Origin of the sequence: Exiguobacterium sp. SH0S2 (assembly GCF_004337185.1) — a bacterium.
GTDB classification, from domain to species: Bacteria; Bacillota; Bacilli; order Exiguobacteriales; family Exiguobacteriaceae; genus Exiguobacterium; species Exiguobacterium aurantiacum_A.
This window is the reverse complement of record NZ_SJVB01000005.1, coordinates 117,501-133,404: the sequence shown is the minus strand read 5'-3', so window position 1 is coordinate 133,404 and position 15,904 is coordinate 117,501. Positions and strand designations below refer to the sequence as shown.

The following is a 15,904-nucleotide window of genomic DNA, read 5'->3' as shown; positions in this document are numbered from 1 at the left end:
AAATTTGACTACCTACCGTTCGTTAGGTAAAGTAAGGGGAGATGAAAGGGGTAGATCGCATATGACCACGAAACAGCGCATTGAACAAGCTGCCAGACGCCGGTTCGCGCTTGAAGGATATGAAGGATTATCTTTGGCGGCGCTCGCCGAAGATGTCGGGATTAAGAAGGCGTCTTTATATGCGCACATCGACGGAAAAGAACAGCTGTTCAAACAAGTCGTCGAACAGATGGCCGAGCGTTACCAGGGAGCTTGGTCACAAGCGCGGGACGCGTCAAATGATGCGGCACCGCTCGAACGGATCGAGACAATCGTTGAAGCGCTGATTCATTTCTTCGAAGAAGAAGAGACGTGGATGTTGACGAAGCGAATGCTGCTCGTACCGCCTCCTGAGCTGCGCGTCTTCATCGAGACGACGATTGGGTCGGTCGAGACCGAGCTCCAGGCGTTTGAGAAAGAGCAATTCCGTTTGGCGATGGAGCGTGGCGATTTACCGGAACAATCGCTCGACGACGTATATGACGCGTACTATTGTTTTTTGGACGGGGCGTTGCTTTCACTCTTTTCGTTTGCAACGAATCGAGCGCAACGACAGCATGCAGCATTTAAAATTTTCAAGAGAGGAGTCGGGTGGACATGAAAAAGGAACAAATGGCTTGGTTGTGGCTCGTGCTCGCCGGACTTCTTGAAATTGTTTGGGCGACGACGATGAAATTGTCGAACGGGTTTACCGTGTTAGGACCGACCGTCGTGACCATCGTGTTATTGATTGTCAGTTTTGGCTTGTTGGCGATGTCGTTCCGTGTGTTGCCAGCTGGCACCGGGTACGCCGTTTTTACGGGTATCGGTGCTGTCGGGACGGTCATCGTTGGAAATATTTTGTTTGATGAGACGATGACGGGAATGAAGCTGTTGTTTATCGCGACGCTCCTCATCGGGGTGGTCGGTTTGAAGCAAGTGACAGGAGGTGAGTCGGCATGAGTTGGACATTTTTAATCGGGGCTGGGCTCGCTGAGATGCTTGCTGTTTTCTTCATGGGAAAATCAAAAGGCTATCAGATTTTAAAATGGTCGCTTCTTTCGATCACGACGTTCGCACTAAGTTTTTATTTGTTGTCACGTTCCCTCGAGACGCTGCCGCTCGGACTCGCTTACTCGATTTGGGTCGGGATCGGCGCGGCGGGTGGAGTGATTCTCGGTATGTTGTACTTGAACGAGTCGAGGGATCGCTGGCGTATCTTCTTTTTAATTCTCATTATCGGGAGCGTTATCGGATTGAAAGTCGTGGCGTGAATAGGATTGAAACGAGATGAAAACGGGAATCGAATAGTTCAGACTGTGAACGAAAGGGGCGGGAAAGATGAATCTTGTCGAGTTGCAATCAGAACGTCTACGGCTTGAACATTACACGATCTCCGATTTCTATTTCGTAAAATCGCTACTCCAAGATCCGCGAGTGATGCGTTTCATCAGTCCGGACGGCAAGCCATATACGGATGAACAGACAATCGAATGGTTCGAGAGACAATTGGTCCGCTATACAACGGGCCGACAGACCGGACTCCTCAAACTGATGACACATCACAGCGATGAGCCGATCGGCCATGCCGGGACGCTCTTGCATGAACTTGATGGCAACATCGAGCTCGAGGTCGGTTATTGGCTGGCACCAAAGCACTGGCACATGGGCTACGGCCGGGAAGCGGCCGCGCGTCTCATGCGGCATGCGTTCGAGGAAGGCGAGAAAGACATCATCTCGCTCATTCACCCGGACAACGTGCCGTCACAACGAGTCGCGAAAGCGAACGGATTGCATTGGGACCGTGACACCGAACACGGAGGCATGATTGTGTCCGTGTATGCCGGCGATTTGGAACGTCTATGCCGTCACATGAAGCGGGAAGAAATGACGCGGTGAAAAAAATAAAAAAAGTTTTAAAAAACAGTTGCCAAGGCATTAGTTTCTTGATATATTAATAGTGTCCTAAAGAGAGGACACGACCTGATTCTGTAGCTCAGCTGGGAGAGCGCTACCTTGACAGGGTAGAGGTCGCTGGTTCGAGCCCAGTCAGAATCACTTGGGTGCCAAACCCGATGCGAAACCCATAGGAACGTGGGTTTCCGCGCAGCCACTTCTTACGAGAAGTGGCTTTTTTTGTGTATTCTTTTAATTGACAGCCCACATAAACAGTTGGTATATTCCTCTCAATACATACAGAAACGGGGAATTATACGATGGTATTAACCGGAACAATCGTCAATGCGGCCTTGATCGTGGTCGGCACATTACTCGGGTTGTTGTTTCACCGAATCCCCGAGCGGATGAAAGAGACGGTCACGGCTGCCATCGGTCTCGCCGTCGTCGTGCTTGGCGTGCAGATGGGCATGAAGAGTGAGAACTTTTTAATCGTCATCGGCAGTCTCGTTATCGGAGCCGCACTTGGCGAATGGTGGAAGCTCGACGAGAAGTTGAACGAGATCGGCTATCAGTTGGAACGGCGTCTCGGTGGAAAAAGTAAGTCGAGCATCGCGGAAGGCTTCATCACGGCGACGCTCATCTTTGTAATCGGGGCGATGGCCGTCATCGGGGCGCTCGACAGCGGCCTGCGCGGGGACCATGACGTCCTCTATACAAAAGGGTTGATTGACGGTTTCACGGCGCTTGTGCTCAGTTCGACGCTCGGCATCGGCGTCATGTTCTCGGCCGTACCGGTCTTGTTGTACCAAGGAGCGATCGCGTTGCTCGCCATCCAGATCATGAAGTTTATTCCGGAGTCGCTCATGGATGACTTTATTTTGGAGATGACGGCGACCGGCGGCGTCATGATCGTCGCCATCGGGTTGAACCTGGTCGGGATCACCCGGATTCGTGTCGCCAACTTGCTGCCCGGTATTTTGATGGTCGCGATCATTGTCACCACGTTACATATCTTCCAATGAAAAACGGACTAGCGAAAAAAATGCGCTAGTCCGTTTTTTTGTGGGCCGTGACTGGTTGATCAGGATGTAGTGCTTCCGCAATGATTTGATCCCAGTCTGCGGCGTCACAGGATGTCGTACAAGTCGGTGCGATTTCGCACGTGGCGCATTTACCGGCTTTTGCTTTACGGGTGTAGCGATGGAGCGAATAAGCGGCGTACCCGAATACGGCAAGACCGATCAGTAAATCAAATAAGAACATATGATTTCCTCCTTGTTAAGACAATCCGAACAGACGACCGATTTGATAGATCATCAGTGATACGACGTACGCAACACCAAGCCCATAAAGGCTAGCGACCCATGTCAACTTGGCACTTCCCACCTCGCGCCGAATGACGGCGACGGTCGCTAGACAAGGGACGTACAAGAGGACGAACGCCATGAAGCTATATGCGCTCAACGGCGTAAACACGGGAAGCAACGAAGCAGACAAGTCAGATTCGCTGACCGCATAAATGATCGCCATCGTCGATACGACGACTTCTTTCGCCAAAAAACCTGTGATGAGCGAAGCACCGGCCTGCCACGTCCCGAAACCGAGTGGAACCAACAACGTCGCAACGACCCCGCCGACCATAGCGAGAAAACTCTCATTCATCGGGACGTCCATTCCGGCTGGACCGGAATAGGCGAGTAACCAAATGAAGACGGAACCGCCAAAGATGAACGTACCTGCTTTTCGGACGAACCCTTTCGCTTTTTGCCACGTGCTACGCCAAAGCGTCAACCCTTGGGGGACACGATATGGAGGCTGTTCGACGATAAAGAGGCTGTTTCGATCTTCCGCCGCCAATACGGACGTGAATATTTTCGCGGCAATCAACGCCAGGACGATCCCGAGCATATAGAGCGATAAGACGACGAGCGCTTGGTTTGATGCGAAAAAACTGGCAGCGAAGACGGCATAAATCGGTAGACGCGCCGAGCACGACATGAACGGCGAAATAAAAATCGTGACGAGCCGCTCCCGCTCTTCCTCGACCGTCCGTGCCGCCATAATACCTGGGACGTTACAACCAAATCCAATGATCATCGGAATGAAACTTTTCCCGTTCAGTCCGACGAGTTGCATGAATCGGTCCATGACAATGGCGATACGCGCCATATAGCCAGAGTCCTCTAAAAACGAGATAAAGAAAAAGAGCACGAAAATCTGAGGGACGAAGACGAGGACACCGCCGACACCGGCAATCACCCCATCAATCAGCAACGCCTGGATGAAAGAAGAGGTCCCGAGCATTTGTAACAACGAGCTCGTTCCGGACGTGACCGGACCCGACAGAAATCCATCCAACAGATCGGACAACGGGGCACCGATCCAGTTGAACGTGATGTGGAACAAGGCGTAAAGTACTGTAAAGAAAATGGGTAAGCCCCAGATCGGATGTGTCACGACGGCATCGATGCGGTCGGTGACCGTGGCTTGTTGTGCGCCTTGCTGATCGACAACGTGATGGCGAACGTCTTTCGTCCAGTCGCGTCTGCGTTCTGTAATGTGGGCGTGGGCGAAGCGTCCGAGTTTCACTTCTAACGCTTTACGAATTTCATTGACGGTTGGCGTCGACGATTCGAGCTGTTCTGAAATGACACGATTTCCGGCCAAGTATTGAATGGCGATCCAGCGATCGCGCTCACTCAGTCCCGTCGCTTCAAGAATTTGTTGAATCGCCTGTTCGGTCTCTTCCCCGTAATCGAGTACGAAAGGTTCGCGAGGGGTCGTTCGCAGGGAGGACAGGAGGACTTCACAGCCGGCGCCTGTGCGCGCTGTGATCGGAAACACGTCCGCGTCCAAACGTTCTTTCAAGCGCTCTAAATTGATGTGGATGCCCCGTCCTTTGGCGACATCGACCATGTTCAGACCGATTTGAAGCGGACGGCCCATTTCGAGCAATTGGAGCGTTAATTGTAAGTTACGTTCGAACTGCGAGGCATCGATGATATTGATCATCCCATCGAACGGTTCCTGCAACAGGAATCGCGAGACGATTGCTTCGTCAGCCGATAGCGGGTCTAAATCATAGACACCGGGCAAGTCGATCAACTGTCCGATGTTTCCATGCAGCTCCCCGATTTTCTGTTCGATCGTGACACCTGCCCAGTTACCGACGTGGGCGAAGGAGCCGGTCAAGCGGTTAAATAGAGACGTTTTTCCGGTGTTCGGGTTTCCGATTAAGGCAATCCGTTGTGTCATGGGACTATCACCCCAATCTGTTCAGCGTCACAGCGACGGATGGCAATCATTTGTTGATGTTCGATTTGTTCAATCGTGAGCGGTCCGGAAAAGATGGCCCGGCGCTTGATTCGGACGGAGCAACCTTCATAAAATCCTAAGGCGATCATGCGACGCCGCAAGCGGTCATCAATTCTCGTTAAATCGGATATGAGCACTGGTTGATGTAGCGGCATAGCAAGTAATGAACTCATTAAGATCTCTCCATTTTAGTCAAATGATAATTCTTCTCATTTGGTAGCATAACACGTTCTTTACTATCGGGAAGCAGGATTATTTGTGGATTTTATGACTTCTAAAAAATAGTAGTGCGAGAATTAAAAAAACCGCCCGATGTAAGTCGGAATAAAATCCGGCTTGCATCGGGCGGTTCAAGTACTTACGTTCTTTCAATCGTTGCGTCGATAGGATCATGATTTTCTTTCGCGCTCTCGCGGAGCGCGGACGACATCACGTCAGACAAGTCACGTGAGCGGAGCACGCCGACACCGCGGTCGGTCGGTCCATCAGGTGCGGCGACGTCTGCGATCAGCTCGTCGGTCGGACGTGTCTCATGCAACAATAACTCGGCTGATCCTTTCATCGCTTGAGCGACGATTTGGCGGGCCGTGTCTTCATCAAACCCGGCTTCTGTCAGCACCGGGGTCATCGAACCGACGATCTCGTAAAAGAACGCAGGACTGCATCCGGCCGCCGCCATGAAAGCCGACATCGTTTTCGCGTCCGTTACGGCCGTCCGACCGACACGGTTGAACAGTGCCGTCGCCGTCTCGCGGTCGGTCGCATCTGTCTCAGGTCCGAACCAGAGTCCGGTCATCCCGGTTTGATGGGCGACCGGGGTGTTCGGCATCGCGCAGATGGCTGGGATGCCGGCTACTTCTTCAAGCTCGCTCGGCTCGATATGCGCCGCAACGGATACGAGCAGTGGTGTTTTCCACGTCTGTGATTGAGCGTAAGCTAAGACGCCGTCTGGTTGCATCGCGAGCACGACGATTGTATAAGCGTTGACGTCTTCTGTTTCGACGATCTGTACGCCGAGTTCATCTTGCAGCTGCTCTAGACGTGCAAGGTCGCTCCGGTTCGTCATCGTAATCTGTTCAGGGGAGAGCCCGGAAGCGATCCAGCCTCGGACGAGTGCCTCGCTCATCGATCCTGCTCCTACCATTAATATGTTCATTTCCGTCACCTCTTCATTCATTTGATTCGGTCGTATATATGTTGCCTATCATAACAAATGTTCGAACAATTATCGCCTGCCACGCTTGAATTGTAAAAGAAAGGAAAAAAACTCGTCGTTTTGTAACGAGAATCGACGAAGCGCTGCAGATGACAATTCACGCAGTCCGGGCTATCATTGCAGTAATCTGACTGAGCGAGGCGATTGAAATGAAACGAGTATTAGTACGTGGGATTCAAGGGTACCAACGCTTTATTTCTCCTTTAAAGCCCCCGACGTGCCGATTTTATCCGAGCTGTTCGCACTACGGGATTGAGGCGATTGAGAAGCATGGCGCTGTCAAAGGCGGGTATTTGACGACGCGGCGCCTGTTGCGGTGCCAACCGTTTCATTCGGGCGGACTTGACTATGTGCCGGACGATTTTGATTGGAAAGCCCCTCTGCAACGCGAAAAGCCACCGTCACAGCGAGACGTCTAACCGACGGCTCGCTGTTTTAGATACAGGGCGTTTATCCCCTTCTTTGTTTTAGCACAATACTTTTGACAACGTTCCGAGTATTCTGAAAAAATAGAGGTGTATTTATTACATAAGGGGAGAGGGGATTACAGCATGAGTCAATCGTTCAGCGAACTAATCGGTACGATTTCAGACTTTGTGTGGGGACCGCCGCTGTTAATTTTGCTTGTGGGGACAGGCGTTTATTTGACGGTGCGTCTCGGGGGACTCCAAATCACGAAGTTGCCTTACGCGTTGAAACTCGCATTCTCTAAAAATCAAGATAAGACGTCACGAGGAGATATTAGCCACTTCCAAGCGCTCATGACAGCGCTCGCGGCGACCGTCGGTACGGGGAATATCGTCGGTGTCGCGACTGCGGTCGTCCTCGGGGGACCAGGCGCGATCGTTTGGATGTGGGTATCGGGCTTCTTCGGGATGGCAACAAAGTACGCCGAGGCCGTGCTCGCCGTCAAGTACCGGGTGACGGACGAACGTGGTCAAATGGCCGGAGGACCGATGTATTATTTGGAACGGGGCTTGAAGCAACGCTGGCTCGCAGTCGCGTTTGCAGCGTTCGCCTCACTGGCCGCGTTCGGGATCGGGAACGGGGTTCAAACGAATTCGGTCGCGTTAGCGCTCAACTCGACGTTCGACGTTCCGCTTTACGTGTCGGGTATCTTGATGATGATTTTCACGGGCGCCGTCATTCTCGGTGGTGTCAAATCGATCGGTCGTGTCGTCAGTTACTTCGTCCCGGTCATGATCGTCTTTTACTTAGGGAGCGGTCTCTTGATCATGATCATGAACTACACACTCATCCCCGATGCGATCGCGCTCATCTTTAGCAGCACGTTCAGTGCCGAAGCGATTGGCGGCGGGGCCATTGGGGCAGCCATCCGGTACGGGGTTGCGCGCGGAGTCTTCTCGAACGAAGCTGGTCTTGGCTCGGCTCCGATCGCTGCGGCCGCGGCCAAGACGGACATGCCAGGTCGTCAAGGCCTCGTCTCGATGACGCAGGTGTTTCTTGATACGTTGATCGTCTGTTCGGTCACCGGGATCACGCTCGTCATGGGCGGTCAAATCGGATCGGGACTTGAAGGGGTCGAGTTGACGACGGCGACGTTCGAACAGTTCCTCGGGCCGTTCGGCAGTTATGTCGTCACAATCGGTCTCGTCATGTTCGCTTACTCGACGGTGCTCGGTTGGTCGTATTATGGTGAGCGATCGATTCATTACTTATTCGGTCAAAAATCGATCATCCCATATCGGATCGCATTCGTACTCGTCGCTGGACTCGGGGCGATGACGACGAACTTGAACATGGTGTGGGCACTGTCTGACGTCTTCAACGGCTTGATGGCCATCCCGAACTTGATCGGGCTCTTGTTCTTGTCGGGCGTCGTCATCGCTGAGACGAAGCGTTTTAATCAGCAATTGGCAATCGAGAACCGAAGTCGAAAAGCATCATAACGAACGAACGCCGCTATCCTTAATCGGATGGCGGCATTTTACGTTTGTTCTTGATTTCCTCGAGTCGTGCCTGCTGCAAGTGATTGAATACTTGTGTCACGAACCCGACCATGATGCCGACGCCGGTGATGACGTAACCGATCGTGAACACTTTGCCGATATCGGTCGTCGGGACGAAATCACCGTAGCCGATCGTCGTGAGCGTGATGACGCTGAAATAGAGGGCGTCTAACCAACGCATATCTTCAAAACGGGAGTAAAACAGCGTACCTGACAAAATCGTGAGGAATGCTAGACTGAACAGAACTTGAAATTCAGGCTCTTTCAACCCACGCCATATTCCACGAAACATGCGACGAAACGTCAAAATGAATGAGAGCATACGGCCCCCTCCCTTCCTATGTAAGTTTGTTCGGTAGAAGCGAGGTAACATCCTTTATAACCATAAAATGAGTCGACGAATTCGTCGACTCATTTTGTATGAAGTGTCAATCGTTTCGTGATCGGTTGGATTGTGATGTTCATGTCGACCATCCGATTGTCGCGTTTTGGTTCATCCGTTCGCTCGACGCGCCACGCGAGGTCATGCAACTCGTTTAACGAAGTGGCGATGTCATAGAACGACAGGCTCGGATTGCCGTTCAATTGATATAGACCCGGACCGCGCTTCGTCAATATCTCGAACAATGCGTCAGCCGTGTCTTCTAAAAAGGAGCAGGATGGATACCAGTGTGCGCTCGCATTGATGACACCGTGTTGGTTCATTTCATTCGTAAAATAGTCCATCATATTATTCGAACCGGCAGCTTCGCCGATTTGCCAGCCGAGTCGGACGATTTGTGCACCAGGGTTGGTCCGGGCGATTGCTTCTTCGCAGGCGCGTTTGTAGGTGCCGTACTCGTCCGTTGCGTCAGGTGGTGTGTCCGGCGTGATTGGACCAGTCACATTGTCTGAGAATACCGAGACCGTGCTCGTAAACAAGAACGGGATGTTGTATTCTCCGCAAAGGCGGGCCAACGTTTCCGCCCATTCAACCGATCCCATACCGATATGAAGAAAATAATGAGGACGCACCGATTCGATAAATTCACGCATCGCCGCCTCGTCTGACGTCGAGACTGTTGATCTGTCCCAGGCGACAGGTTCGATCCCATGTCGTTGTATCGTTTTGGCGACGACCGGTGCGACTGTACCGTTCATGCCCGTTAAAATAGCTTTCATTACAAATTCCTCCCTTCTGTTTCTATCATCCCACACTTCTAGATGTGACAAACCACTAGTTTCTAGCTTTGTGCTAAACTGATTGATGGAGGAGATAAATGATGAACATTCGACACGCACAGTCAAACGAAAGTGGAGCAATCGCACCGCTCGTTTACGCAGCGATTCATGATATCGCCTATTCATTGACGGGGACGGCAGACCAAAAGCAAGTGCTCGAACGCTTAGCGATGTGGATCGGCCGGCCGAACAACCGGTTAAGTTATGAAAACATTTGGGTGGCAGACATAGACGGCGTCATCGCAGGCGTTATTATCGCCTATGAGGGCAAGCGCGCGATTGAGTTGGATGAGCCGATTAAGCAATGGCTCATCGAACATGGGCAGCCTGGACATCTTGACGTGGAGACGGAAGGAGACGTTTTGTATATCGATTCCGTGGCCGTCGACTCAGAATTTGGAGGACGCGGTATCGGTACGAAGTTGATCCAGCGAGTGGTCGAACATGCTCGCGAAACAAACATCCCGGCCGTCACACTCAACGTCGACCAGGGCAATCCGGCAGCGGCTCGTCTGTACGAACGTCTTGGATTCCGCAAACATAAAGAGATTGAGATTTCAGGAGACCGTTTCGATTATATGATGCTCGACTTGTGAAACATGGACCGAAGTCCGAGTCTCAGTCTCGAAACCGATGCAAAACCCGAGCTTCTCGGATATACTAAGTGCTTGAAACGAATCAGATATAAAAGGAGATCGATTATGGAGTGGAAAAATATCCTGCGCGGTATCGCGATGGGGACGAGTGACTTGATTCCTGGCGTCAGCGGGGGGACAATCGCAGTCATTTTAGGGATTTACGATCGATTGATCGAAGCGATCAGCGGTGTGTTCAGTCGGCAGTGGAAAAAGCATATTGGGTTTCTAATTCCGTTAGCAATCGGAATGGGAACCGCGATTTTAGGACTGAGCCGTCTAATTGAATTTTTATTGTTAGAATACTATGCACCTACACAGTTCTTTTTCATCGGCTTGATTCTTGGGATTATCCCACTGTTGATGTTTGAATTTAAATCGCGTGCGACGATGCGCCCCGTGCACATCGTGGCGATGGTGATCGGAGCGATTCTAGTAGCAAGTATGGCAATCATCAAACCGGCCGACACAGCCATTATTACTGAACTGTCGACCGGCACGGCGCTGTTGTTGTTCTTCTCGGGTTGGCTCGGCAGTATGGCGATGTTGCTCCCGGGGATCAGCGGCTCGTTCGTCTTGCTCTTGATTGGCGTGTACCCGACGGTCATCAGCGCCTTGTCGAACTTGAACGTGCTCATTATCGGGATCGTCGGACTCGGTGTAGCCGTCGGATTCATCGTCAGCAGTAAAGTGATCCGTTATTTGCTCGGGAATTTCCCGGGCATGACGTTCTCGGTCATCTTAGGACTCGTCATCGGGTCCCTCGCCGTCGTCTTCCCGGGTCTTCCGGAGACGGCGACGATGTGGGTCTTGAGCGTTGTTTCGTTCGTTGCCGGTTTTTTGATCGTCCGACTGCTCGGCCGATTTTCCGTATAAAAAATGCGATCCTGTCATTTGCTGACAGGATCGCATTTTTGTTGGGTCGAGGTTATCAATTCGTGTTTTTCGACGCTTGTTCAATAAATGAACGGAATCAATCGTTTTCGTGATTTCGCCCAAGTTTGATAGGCGCTGCCGAAGTGTGACGTCAACATCTGTTCTTCGATATGGATGCGCCAAAGCAAGGCGATCCCCATGGCGAACGTACCGACGAGCGCGACGCCCCAATGACTGAAATAGAGCGAAAATCCGAACGTGATAAATAATAGCCCGGTATAGAGCGGATGGCGCAAAAAGCGGTACGGTCCAGAGCTGACGATCTCATCAGCAGGACGGACGACGACGTGACGAGTGAATTGATGACGCAAATGCGCGATTCCCCAGTAACGAAGTGAAACACCGGCTATGTAACACCCGAGCCCGAGCCAACGGACTAGGAGCGGTTGGCGTGTTTCAGTGAAAATAGATAAACCGATCGAGACGGCGAACACGGTGACCATAATGAGTGAGACGATGTAAAAGCTCATGTGCTCACTGTTGCCATCGGTCGGTTCATCACGATTACGGTATCGCCTCATCTCATACAGCCATGCGGTCGAGACGAGAATGAACAAACCATCGAGCCAATCCATAGCGTTTCCCCCTTTCTTCAATATGTTCCACTCATTACCCGCCTCTTCCTGCTGAAAAACGCCTCGCAATGTGCGAGGCGCTCCGTTCGCTTCATCATACTAACGAGAACTAGCAACGAGATCAGCACTCGAAGGGTCGAGCGCTTCACGTTGAATCTCATCTTTTATAAGTTGGTAGGTGAGGCACATCGGTTTTTCGGTCCGTGGGTCTCGTCCGATGATGGCATCGATATGAAAGACTTGTCTAAGGACGAGCGGACAAATGACTTCCTCGGCGGAGCCCGTCGCGAGCACTTCTCCGTCTTTCATGGCGACGATATGGTCGGCAAACCGGGCGGCCTGATTCAAGTCGTGGAGGACCATGACGATCGTCCGGCCCTGCTCGCGGTTCAACGTCTCGAGTAGTTCGAGCACTTCGAGCTGATGAGCGAGATCGAGATACGTCGTCGGCTCATCTAAAAATATCAAGTCCGTCTCTTGGGCCAGTGCCATCGCGATCCACACCCGTTGGCGTTGTCCGCCTGAAAGGGCGTCGACGCTTCGATCTTTGAACTCGAGCGTACCGGTCACGTCAAGCGCCCAATCAATCACTTCATGGTCATGTTTCGATAAACGACCAAACCCGGATTGATAAGGAAAGCGACCGTACGAGACGAGTTCTCCCACGGTCAAGCCGCCAGCGCCTTCAGGCGTTTGCGACAAAATCGCCATCTTTTGGGCGATTTCTTTCGTATTGCATTTGGCGATGTCCGCTCCGTCTAAATGGACCGAACCGTTAGACGGGGACAGAATCCGAGTCATGGCTTTCAAGAGTGTCGATTTCCCACAACCGTTCGGGCCGATGATGGTTGTGATTTGACGGTCCGGGATCGATAAACTCAATTGCTTCACAATTGTTTTGCCGCCGTAACCGACCTCGATGTCTGCCGTATGGATCCGTGACATGTGGATTCCCCTCTCCTCGTAACAGTAGTTTTGATAATGATTCTCAATGTAACGTCAACTATAGCAGTCTAAATGAAAAGCTGTCAACGAATGTTTTGATATCAAAATAGATTGTCTGAACTAAAATTTCGATGTATATTAAATGAGAATGATAATCAGTGACGGTAAATGTTTAAGGAGGATGGAGCGGATGAGCGAACAGGACGTGTACGACGTAACAATCATTGGTGGCGGTCCGGCGGGATTGTATGCCGCTTTTTATAGCGGGTTGCGCGGGATGAAGACGAAGTTGATCGAATTTCAACCGCATCTCGGTGGTAAGATCCATGTCTATCCGGAGAAGATGATTTGGGATATCGGTGGCGTCACCCCGACGACAGGTGCCCGCCTCATCGAACAATTGATCGAGCAAGGTCTCACGTTCGATCCGACCGTCGTGCTCGGCGAGAAAGTAGAATCGATGGCGAAAGATCATACTGGTCATTTCGTGCTCGATACGACGAACGGCCGGCACGTGTCAAAGACGGTCATCGTCGCGACGGGGAGCGGTATTTTACAACCTCAAAAAATTGAGATCAGCGGGGCGGAGCGGTTCGAAGTCTCGAACCTTCACTATACGGTTAAGTCGTTGATGCGTTTTAAAGGGAAGACGGTATTGATTTCCGGTGGCGGCAACAGCGCCATCGATTGGGCGAACGAACTTGAGCCGATTGCGGAGCGCGTGATTTTGACGTATCGAAAAGAAGCGCTCAAAGGGCATGAATCGCAAGTCGACAAGCTCCTCTGTGGCCGAGTCGACTGCCGACTTCATACAACGATCGAGGACTTGATTTCCAATGATGGCACGACGATCCATGCCGTCAAGCTCATCGATTGCGGGACCGGGGCAAGTGAATTGGTCGAGGTCGATGAAGTGGTCATCAACCACGGCTACGAACAGGACTCGGCTCTCCTCAACGACAGCGAGTTAAAAGTCGAGATGGTGGATGGGTTCTATGTGAACGGGAACGCGAGCAGTGAATCGTCAGTACCTGGACTTTATGCAGCGGGCGATATTTTGACGCATGAAGGCAAGGTGCATCTGATTGCGGGAGCGTTCCAAGATGCGGCTAACGCGGTCAACCGGGCCAAGACGTTCATCGATCCGGACGCGACGAAGTCGGCGATGGTGTCGTCGCACAACGAACGGTTGAAAGCGAAAAATCGTGATATTATCGAGCGGACAATAATGAAGCAGTGAGGGATGTCCCTCACTGCTTCATTGCCGGATAATCACATAGTTCGACGATGACCCCGCCCGAGTGGCGTGGGTCCATATAGATGAGGCGTCGGCCTTTTGCCGTCGTTCGGAGCGTATCTTCTAAAAACGTGATGCCGTCGCGTTTCAAAGCGGCAATCGATGCTTCTAAATCATCGACTCGATAGGCGATGTGGTGAACGCCTTTGCCGCGTGCTTTCATGAATCGGGCGATCGGGCTCGTCGAACTTGTCGGCAAGAGCAACTCGATCACGTCTTCACCGACGTGAATCACGGCGAGCTCGGTTTCGACACCGGCTGCCGTATTCGTATAACGGTCGACAAGTTTTCCTTGTAACACGTTCGTGTAAAACGAGATCGCTTCGTCTAAGTCGCGAACAGCGATCCCGGTGTGGTCAATTTGCATACTAATCCCTCCTCTTGCTCTAGTTTGCCGAAACTTGAACAAAATGTCACTTCACAACGTTTTAGCAAAATCCGATATAGTAGAAGAGGGAGGGACGGCGACATGAACGGAAAGATCACTCTTGGATTGATCAGCGCGTTCGCGCTGGTATCATTTGTGTTTGGACTCTCACTTGCGACATTTGTCGATTATCAGATCAATGAGGAGCAAGTCGTTCTCGAACGACTGACGACCCACAAAAAAATCGGCCCGGCAGAAATCCTTTCGACCGAAGTGGATTTTCATTTGAACGGTTCGAATTATGCGCTTCGCTTCACGGATGAACCTCACATCACGTATTGGTTCAGTGTCGCGGACCGTGAAATTCAATTCGATCGGATTGAATCGTTGGACCGACGTGATATCGGGCTTCGAACCGTGCTGTTCGAAGAGATGCCACCCTTAGCAATCGAATCGGCAAACGCTGCTGAATGAAGAAAAGACGCCAAACGAACGAATCCTTTCCGTGAAAAGGACGTGACGTTTAGCGTCTTTTTCTAATTGAGTGGAAACGATGGCGCGGAAGGCGCCACTTCTTTAATCATCGTGTAGGTTCCTGCTTGGGTTGGCGATCCGCCTTGTCGGATCAAAGCGTATCGTAGCTCTGGTTGGAGCGAAGTCAACGTGACCCGAATCTGTTCAAGCGACCTGAACCGGAAATAAAATTCTTGCTGAATAAAAGACACGGCCTCTTGAATCAATTCATCGCTACCTGACACGTGGAGTTCATATACGTCCAGTCGTCCAGATCCAATTCTTGATCGCATGATGCCGACGATTTTCCCTTTCAATTTAAGGGAATGGAAGACTTCCTGACGACGTTCATGCTCGAGCAGTCGTGATGCAGTCAGCGGCAACACATCAGTCAGCATATGCGCATATTGATTTCGGTAGGCGAGCCAGCTAGAGTGTGTCGCAAAATAATCAACGTGAAGCGACCAGTTCTCGTATGTATATTTTTGGAAAGGGATGAGCGGCAATGTGTAAGTGACAGTCTCGTGATATGGATCAAAACCGAGCACTTCAAACATTCGACGCTTATCTTGGTCGTGGTCTTGTTTGACGTGTAACAGCAACGTTGTGTCATGTATACTGTTTCGACGTATCTCACGGATCAGTCGGTCGAGCAAACCTCGGAAGACATAGCGGTCCCGATAAGCCTCGTGCGTGAGCCGGATCATCTGATCCGTTGCATAATCGCTATAGTCGGAGGCGATTGCTGCGACGGGAACATCTCCTTGCCAGGCCGTATGGACATATTGGTGTGGTCGGATGGCGAGGATGTGAGGCGACTCGCCCGGGTTGTACAATTGGTGAAGCAGTGAACGTTTTTTAGGTTGGATTTGGCGACACTCCGCGAATATAAGCGTCCGTTTCATGAGGAATCCTTCTTTCTTCTAAAATAATCACTACCCTTAAATTGTAAGGGCTACCAATTGAAAAATGTCGTGTTCATTTTATGAACATTCAT

Annotated in this window: 21 protein-coding genes and 1 tRNA gene; 12 read left to right on the top strand and 10 right to left on the bottom strand. The window is 51.4% G+C overall.

Translation table 11 applies throughout. The features are described 5' to 3' along the window. The first annotated feature begins 61 nt into the window (after window positions 1–61). The 6 genes from EVJ21_RS12950 to EVJ21_RS12925 all read left to right on the top strand — a co-directional run bounded on the left by EVJ21_RS12950 (window position 62) and on the right by EVJ21_RS12925 (window position 2,939). On the top strand, window positions 62–640 hold the full coding sequence (locus tag EVJ21_RS12950) for a TetR/AcrR family transcriptional regulator (protein ID WP_131490653.1): 579 nt from the start codon (window positions 62–64) through the stop codon (window positions 638–640). Window positions 641–651: 11 nt separating this feature from the next. Further along, window positions 652–981, top strand: coding sequence for a DMT family transporter (locus EVJ21_RS12945; protein WP_070328974.1), 330 nt, complete (start codon window positions 652–654; stop codon window positions 979–981). Beyond that, window positions 978–1,292 carry a DMT family transporter gene (locus EVJ21_RS12940; protein WP_070328858.1) on the top strand — a complete coding sequence of 105 codons (315 nt, stop codon included), beginning with the start codon at window positions 978–980 and terminating at the stop codon, window positions 1,290–1,292. The genes EVJ21_RS12945 and EVJ21_RS12940 overlap by 4 nt, the downstream gene beginning before the upstream one ends. Before the next feature lie 67 nt (window positions 1,293–1,359). Beyond that, a complete protein-coding gene (locus EVJ21_RS12935) occupies window positions 1,360–1,917 on the top strand; it encodes a GNAT family N-acetyltransferase (protein ID WP_131465726.1) in 558 nt (185 codons plus the stop codon). 86 nt (window positions 1,918–2,003) lie between these two features. Next, window positions 2,004–2,076: transfer RNA gene (locus tag EVJ21_RS12930), tRNA-Val, on the top strand. Window positions 2,077–2,234: 158 nt separating this feature from the next. Continuing rightward, window positions 2,235–2,939 (top strand): DUF554 domain-containing protein, encoded by a 705-nt coding sequence (locus EVJ21_RS12925; protein ID WP_016509421.1) that lies wholly within the window; start codon window positions 2,235–2,237, stop codon window positions 2,937–2,939. Window positions 2,940–2,964: 25 nt separating this feature from the next. On the opposite strand, the gene EVJ21_RS12920 is transcribed toward EVJ21_RS12925, so the two are convergent. The 4 genes from EVJ21_RS12920 to EVJ21_RS12905 all read right to left on the bottom strand — a co-directional run bounded on the left by EVJ21_RS12920 (window position 2,965) and on the right by EVJ21_RS12905 (window position 6,388). Then, the gene (locus tag EVJ21_RS12920) at window positions 2,965–3,180 is read right to left on the bottom strand and encodes a FeoB-associated Cys-rich membrane protein (protein WP_131465724.1); all 216 of its coding nucleotides are present in this window, start codon (window positions 3,178–3,180) and stop codon (window positions 2,965–2,967) included. A 15-nt stretch (window positions 3,181–3,195) separates the two neighbouring features. Next, a complete protein-coding gene (gene feoB / locus EVJ21_RS12915) occupies window positions 3,196–5,172 on the bottom strand; it encodes a ferrous iron transport protein B (RefSeq protein ID WP_131490652.1) in 1,977 nt (658 codons plus the stop codon). Further along, window positions 5,169–5,405: a FeoA family protein gene (locus tag EVJ21_RS12910; protein WP_070328862.1), complete on the bottom strand. Its 237-nt coding sequence runs from the start codon at window positions 5,403–5,405 to the stop codon at window positions 5,169–5,171. The genes feoB and EVJ21_RS12910 overlap by 4 nt, the downstream gene beginning before the upstream one ends. Before the next feature lie 185 nt (window positions 5,406–5,590). After that, a complete protein-coding gene (locus EVJ21_RS12905; protein WP_236633749.1) occupies window positions 5,591–6,388 on the bottom strand; it encodes a pyrroline-5-carboxylate reductase family protein in 798 nt (265 codons plus the stop codon). A gap of 209 nt (window positions 6,389–6,597) precedes the next feature. On the opposite strand from EVJ21_RS12905, the gene yidD reads away from it, so the two are divergent. Both yidD and EVJ21_RS12895 read left to right on the top strand, forming a co-directional pair. Next, window positions 6,598–6,867 (top strand): membrane protein insertion efficiency factor YidD, encoded by a 270-nt coding sequence (gene yidD / locus EVJ21_RS12900; protein WP_083274114.1) that lies wholly within the window; start codon window positions 6,598–6,600, stop codon window positions 6,865–6,867. A 132-nt stretch (window positions 6,868–6,999) separates the two neighbouring features. Then, entirely contained in the window at window positions 7,000–8,358 is a 1,359-nt protein-coding gene (locus tag EVJ21_RS12895; protein ID WP_131465718.1) for an alanine/glycine:cation symporter family protein, read from the top strand. Window positions 8,359–8,377: 19 nt separating this feature from the next. Here the strand turns inward: EVJ21_RS12895 and EVJ21_RS12890 are convergent, their stop codons facing one another. Both EVJ21_RS12890 and EVJ21_RS12885 read right to left on the bottom strand, forming a co-directional pair. Next, window positions 8,378–8,740, bottom strand: coding sequence for a potassium channel family protein (locus EVJ21_RS12890; RefSeq protein ID WP_131490651.1), 363 nt, complete (start codon window positions 8,738–8,740; stop codon window positions 8,378–8,380). 89 nt (window positions 8,741–8,829) lie between these two features. After that, entirely contained in the window at window positions 8,830–9,579 is a 750-nt protein-coding gene (locus tag EVJ21_RS12885) for a sugar nucleotide-binding protein (RefSeq protein WP_131490650.1), read from the bottom strand. Between the two features lie 101 nt (window positions 9,580–9,680). Between EVJ21_RS12885 and EVJ21_RS12880 the strand changes: the two genes are divergently transcribed. Both EVJ21_RS12880 and EVJ21_RS12875 read left to right on the top strand, forming a co-directional pair. Then, window positions 9,681–10,235, top strand: a complete 555-nt coding sequence (locus EVJ21_RS12880; protein ID WP_236636591.1) for a GNAT family N-acetyltransferase — start codon at window positions 9,681–9,683, stop codon at window positions 10,233–10,235. A gap of 105 nt (window positions 10,236–10,340) precedes the next feature. Then, window positions 10,341–11,150: a DUF368 domain-containing protein gene (locus EVJ21_RS12875; protein WP_070328868.1), complete on the top strand. Its 810-nt coding sequence runs from the start codon at window positions 10,341–10,343 to the stop codon at window positions 11,148–11,150. Window positions 11,151–11,230: 80 nt separating this feature from the next. On the opposite strand, the gene EVJ21_RS12870 is transcribed toward EVJ21_RS12875, so the two are convergent. After that, a complete protein-coding gene (locus EVJ21_RS12870) occupies window positions 11,231–11,785 on the bottom strand; it encodes a methyltransferase family protein (protein WP_016509434.1) in 555 nt (184 codons plus the stop codon). 99 nt (window positions 11,786–11,884) lie between these two features. Then, complete coding sequence (locus tag EVJ21_RS12865) at window positions 11,885–12,730, bottom strand: ABC transporter ATP-binding protein (RefSeq protein WP_070328869.1); 846 nt, start codon at window positions 12,728–12,730, stop codon at window positions 11,885–11,887. Window positions 12,731–12,920: 190 nt separating this feature from the next. Between EVJ21_RS12865 and EVJ21_RS12860 the strand changes: the two genes are divergently transcribed. Next, on the top strand, window positions 12,921–13,970 hold the full coding sequence (locus EVJ21_RS12860) for an NAD(P)/FAD-dependent oxidoreductase (RefSeq protein ID WP_070328870.1): 1,050 nt from the start codon (window positions 12,921–12,923) through the stop codon (window positions 13,968–13,970). A 10-nt stretch (window positions 13,971–13,980) separates the two neighbouring features. Here the strand turns inward: EVJ21_RS12860 and EVJ21_RS12855 are convergent, their stop codons facing one another. Next, window positions 13,981–14,394, bottom strand: a complete 414-nt coding sequence (locus EVJ21_RS12855; protein WP_070328871.1) for a VOC family protein — start codon at window positions 14,392–14,394, stop codon at window positions 13,981–13,983. Between the two features lie 102 nt (window positions 14,395–14,496). Here EVJ21_RS12855 and EVJ21_RS12850 point away from each other — a divergent pair, with 102 nt between their 5' ends. Beyond that, complete coding sequence (locus EVJ21_RS12850) at window positions 14,497–14,868, top strand: hypothetical protein (protein WP_070328872.1); 372 nt, start codon at window positions 14,497–14,499, stop codon at window positions 14,866–14,868. Window positions 14,869–14,930: 62 nt separating this feature from the next. On the opposite strand, the gene EVJ21_RS12845 is transcribed toward EVJ21_RS12850, so the two are convergent. Beyond that, window positions 14,931–15,812, bottom strand: a complete 882-nt coding sequence (locus tag EVJ21_RS12845; RefSeq protein WP_131490648.1) for a hypothetical protein — start codon at window positions 15,810–15,812, stop codon at window positions 14,931–14,933. Window positions 15,813–15,904 lie beyond the last annotated feature (92 nt).

Bases quoted from the DNA above. Each gene is read 5' to 3' on its own strand.
- EVJ21_RS12950 (WP_131490653.1), top strand. From the start codon at position 62: ATGACCACGAAACAGCGCATTGAACAAGCTGCCAGACGCCGGTTCGCG.
- EVJ21_RS12945 (WP_070328974.1), top strand. From the start codon at position 652: ATGGCTTGGTTGTGGCTCGTGCTCGCCGGACTTCTTGAAATTGTTTGG.
- EVJ21_RS12940 (WP_070328858.1), top strand. From the start codon at position 978: ATGAGTTGGACATTTTTAATCGGGGCTGGGCTCGCTGAGATGCTTGCT.
- EVJ21_RS12935 (WP_131465726.1), top strand. From the start codon at position 1,360: ATGAATCTTGTCGAGTTGCAATCAGAACGTCTACGGCTTGAACATTAC.
- EVJ21_RS12925 (WP_016509421.1), top strand. From the start codon at position 2,235: ATGGTATTAACCGGAACAATCGTCAATGCGGCCTTGATCGTGGTCGGC.
- EVJ21_RS12920 (WP_131465724.1), bottom strand. From the start codon at position 3,180: ATGTTCTTATTTGATTTACTGATCGGTCTTGCCGTATTCGGGTACGCC.
- feoB (WP_131490652.1), bottom strand. From the start codon at position 5,172: ATGACACAACGGATTGCCTTAATCGGAAACCCGAACACCGGAAAAACG.
- EVJ21_RS12910 (WP_070328862.1), bottom strand. From the start codon at position 5,405: ATGAGTTCATTACTTGCTATGCCGCTACATCAACCAGTGCTCATATCC.
- EVJ21_RS12905 (WP_236633749.1), bottom strand. From the start codon at position 6,388: ATGAACATATTAATGGTAGGAGCAGGATCGATGAGCGAGGCACTCGTC.
- yidD (WP_083274114.1), top strand. From the start codon at position 6,598: ATGAAACGAGTATTAGTACGTGGGATTCAAGGGTACCAACGCTTTATT.
- EVJ21_RS12895 (WP_131465718.1), top strand. From the start codon at position 7,000: ATGAGTCAATCGTTCAGCGAACTAATCGGTACGATTTCAGACTTTGTG.
- EVJ21_RS12890 (WP_131490651.1), bottom strand. From the start codon at position 8,740: ATGCTCTCATTCATTTTGACGTTTCGTCGCATGTTTCGTGGAATATGG.
- EVJ21_RS12885 (WP_131490650.1), bottom strand. From the start codon at position 9,579: ATGAAAGCTATTTTAACGGGCATGAACGGTACAGTCGCACCGGTCGTC.
- EVJ21_RS12880 (WP_236636591.1), top strand. From the start codon at position 9,681: ATGAACATTCGACACGCACAGTCAAACGAAAGTGGAGCAATCGCACCG.
- EVJ21_RS12875 (WP_070328868.1), top strand. From the start codon at position 10,341: ATGGAGTGGAAAAATATCCTGCGCGGTATCGCGATGGGGACGAGTGAC.
- EVJ21_RS12870 (WP_016509434.1), bottom strand. From the start codon at position 11,785: ATGGATTGGCTCGATGGTTTGTTCATTCTCGTCTCGACCGCATGGCTG.
- EVJ21_RS12865 (WP_070328869.1), bottom strand. From the start codon at position 12,730: ATGTCACGGATCCATACGGCAGACATCGAGGTCGGTTACGGCGGCAAA.
- EVJ21_RS12860 (WP_070328870.1), top strand. From the start codon at position 12,921: ATGAGCGAACAGGACGTGTACGACGTAACAATCATTGGTGGCGGTCCG.
- EVJ21_RS12855 (WP_070328871.1), bottom strand. From the start codon at position 14,394: ATGCAAATTGACCACACCGGGATCGCTGTTCGCGACTTAGACGAAGCG.
- EVJ21_RS12850 (WP_070328872.1), top strand. From the start codon at position 14,497: ATGAACGGAAAGATCACTCTTGGATTGATCAGCGCGTTCGCGCTGGTA.
- EVJ21_RS12845 (WP_131490648.1), bottom strand. From the start codon at position 15,812: ATGAAACGGACGCTTATATTCGCGGAGTGTCGCCAAATCCAACCTAAA.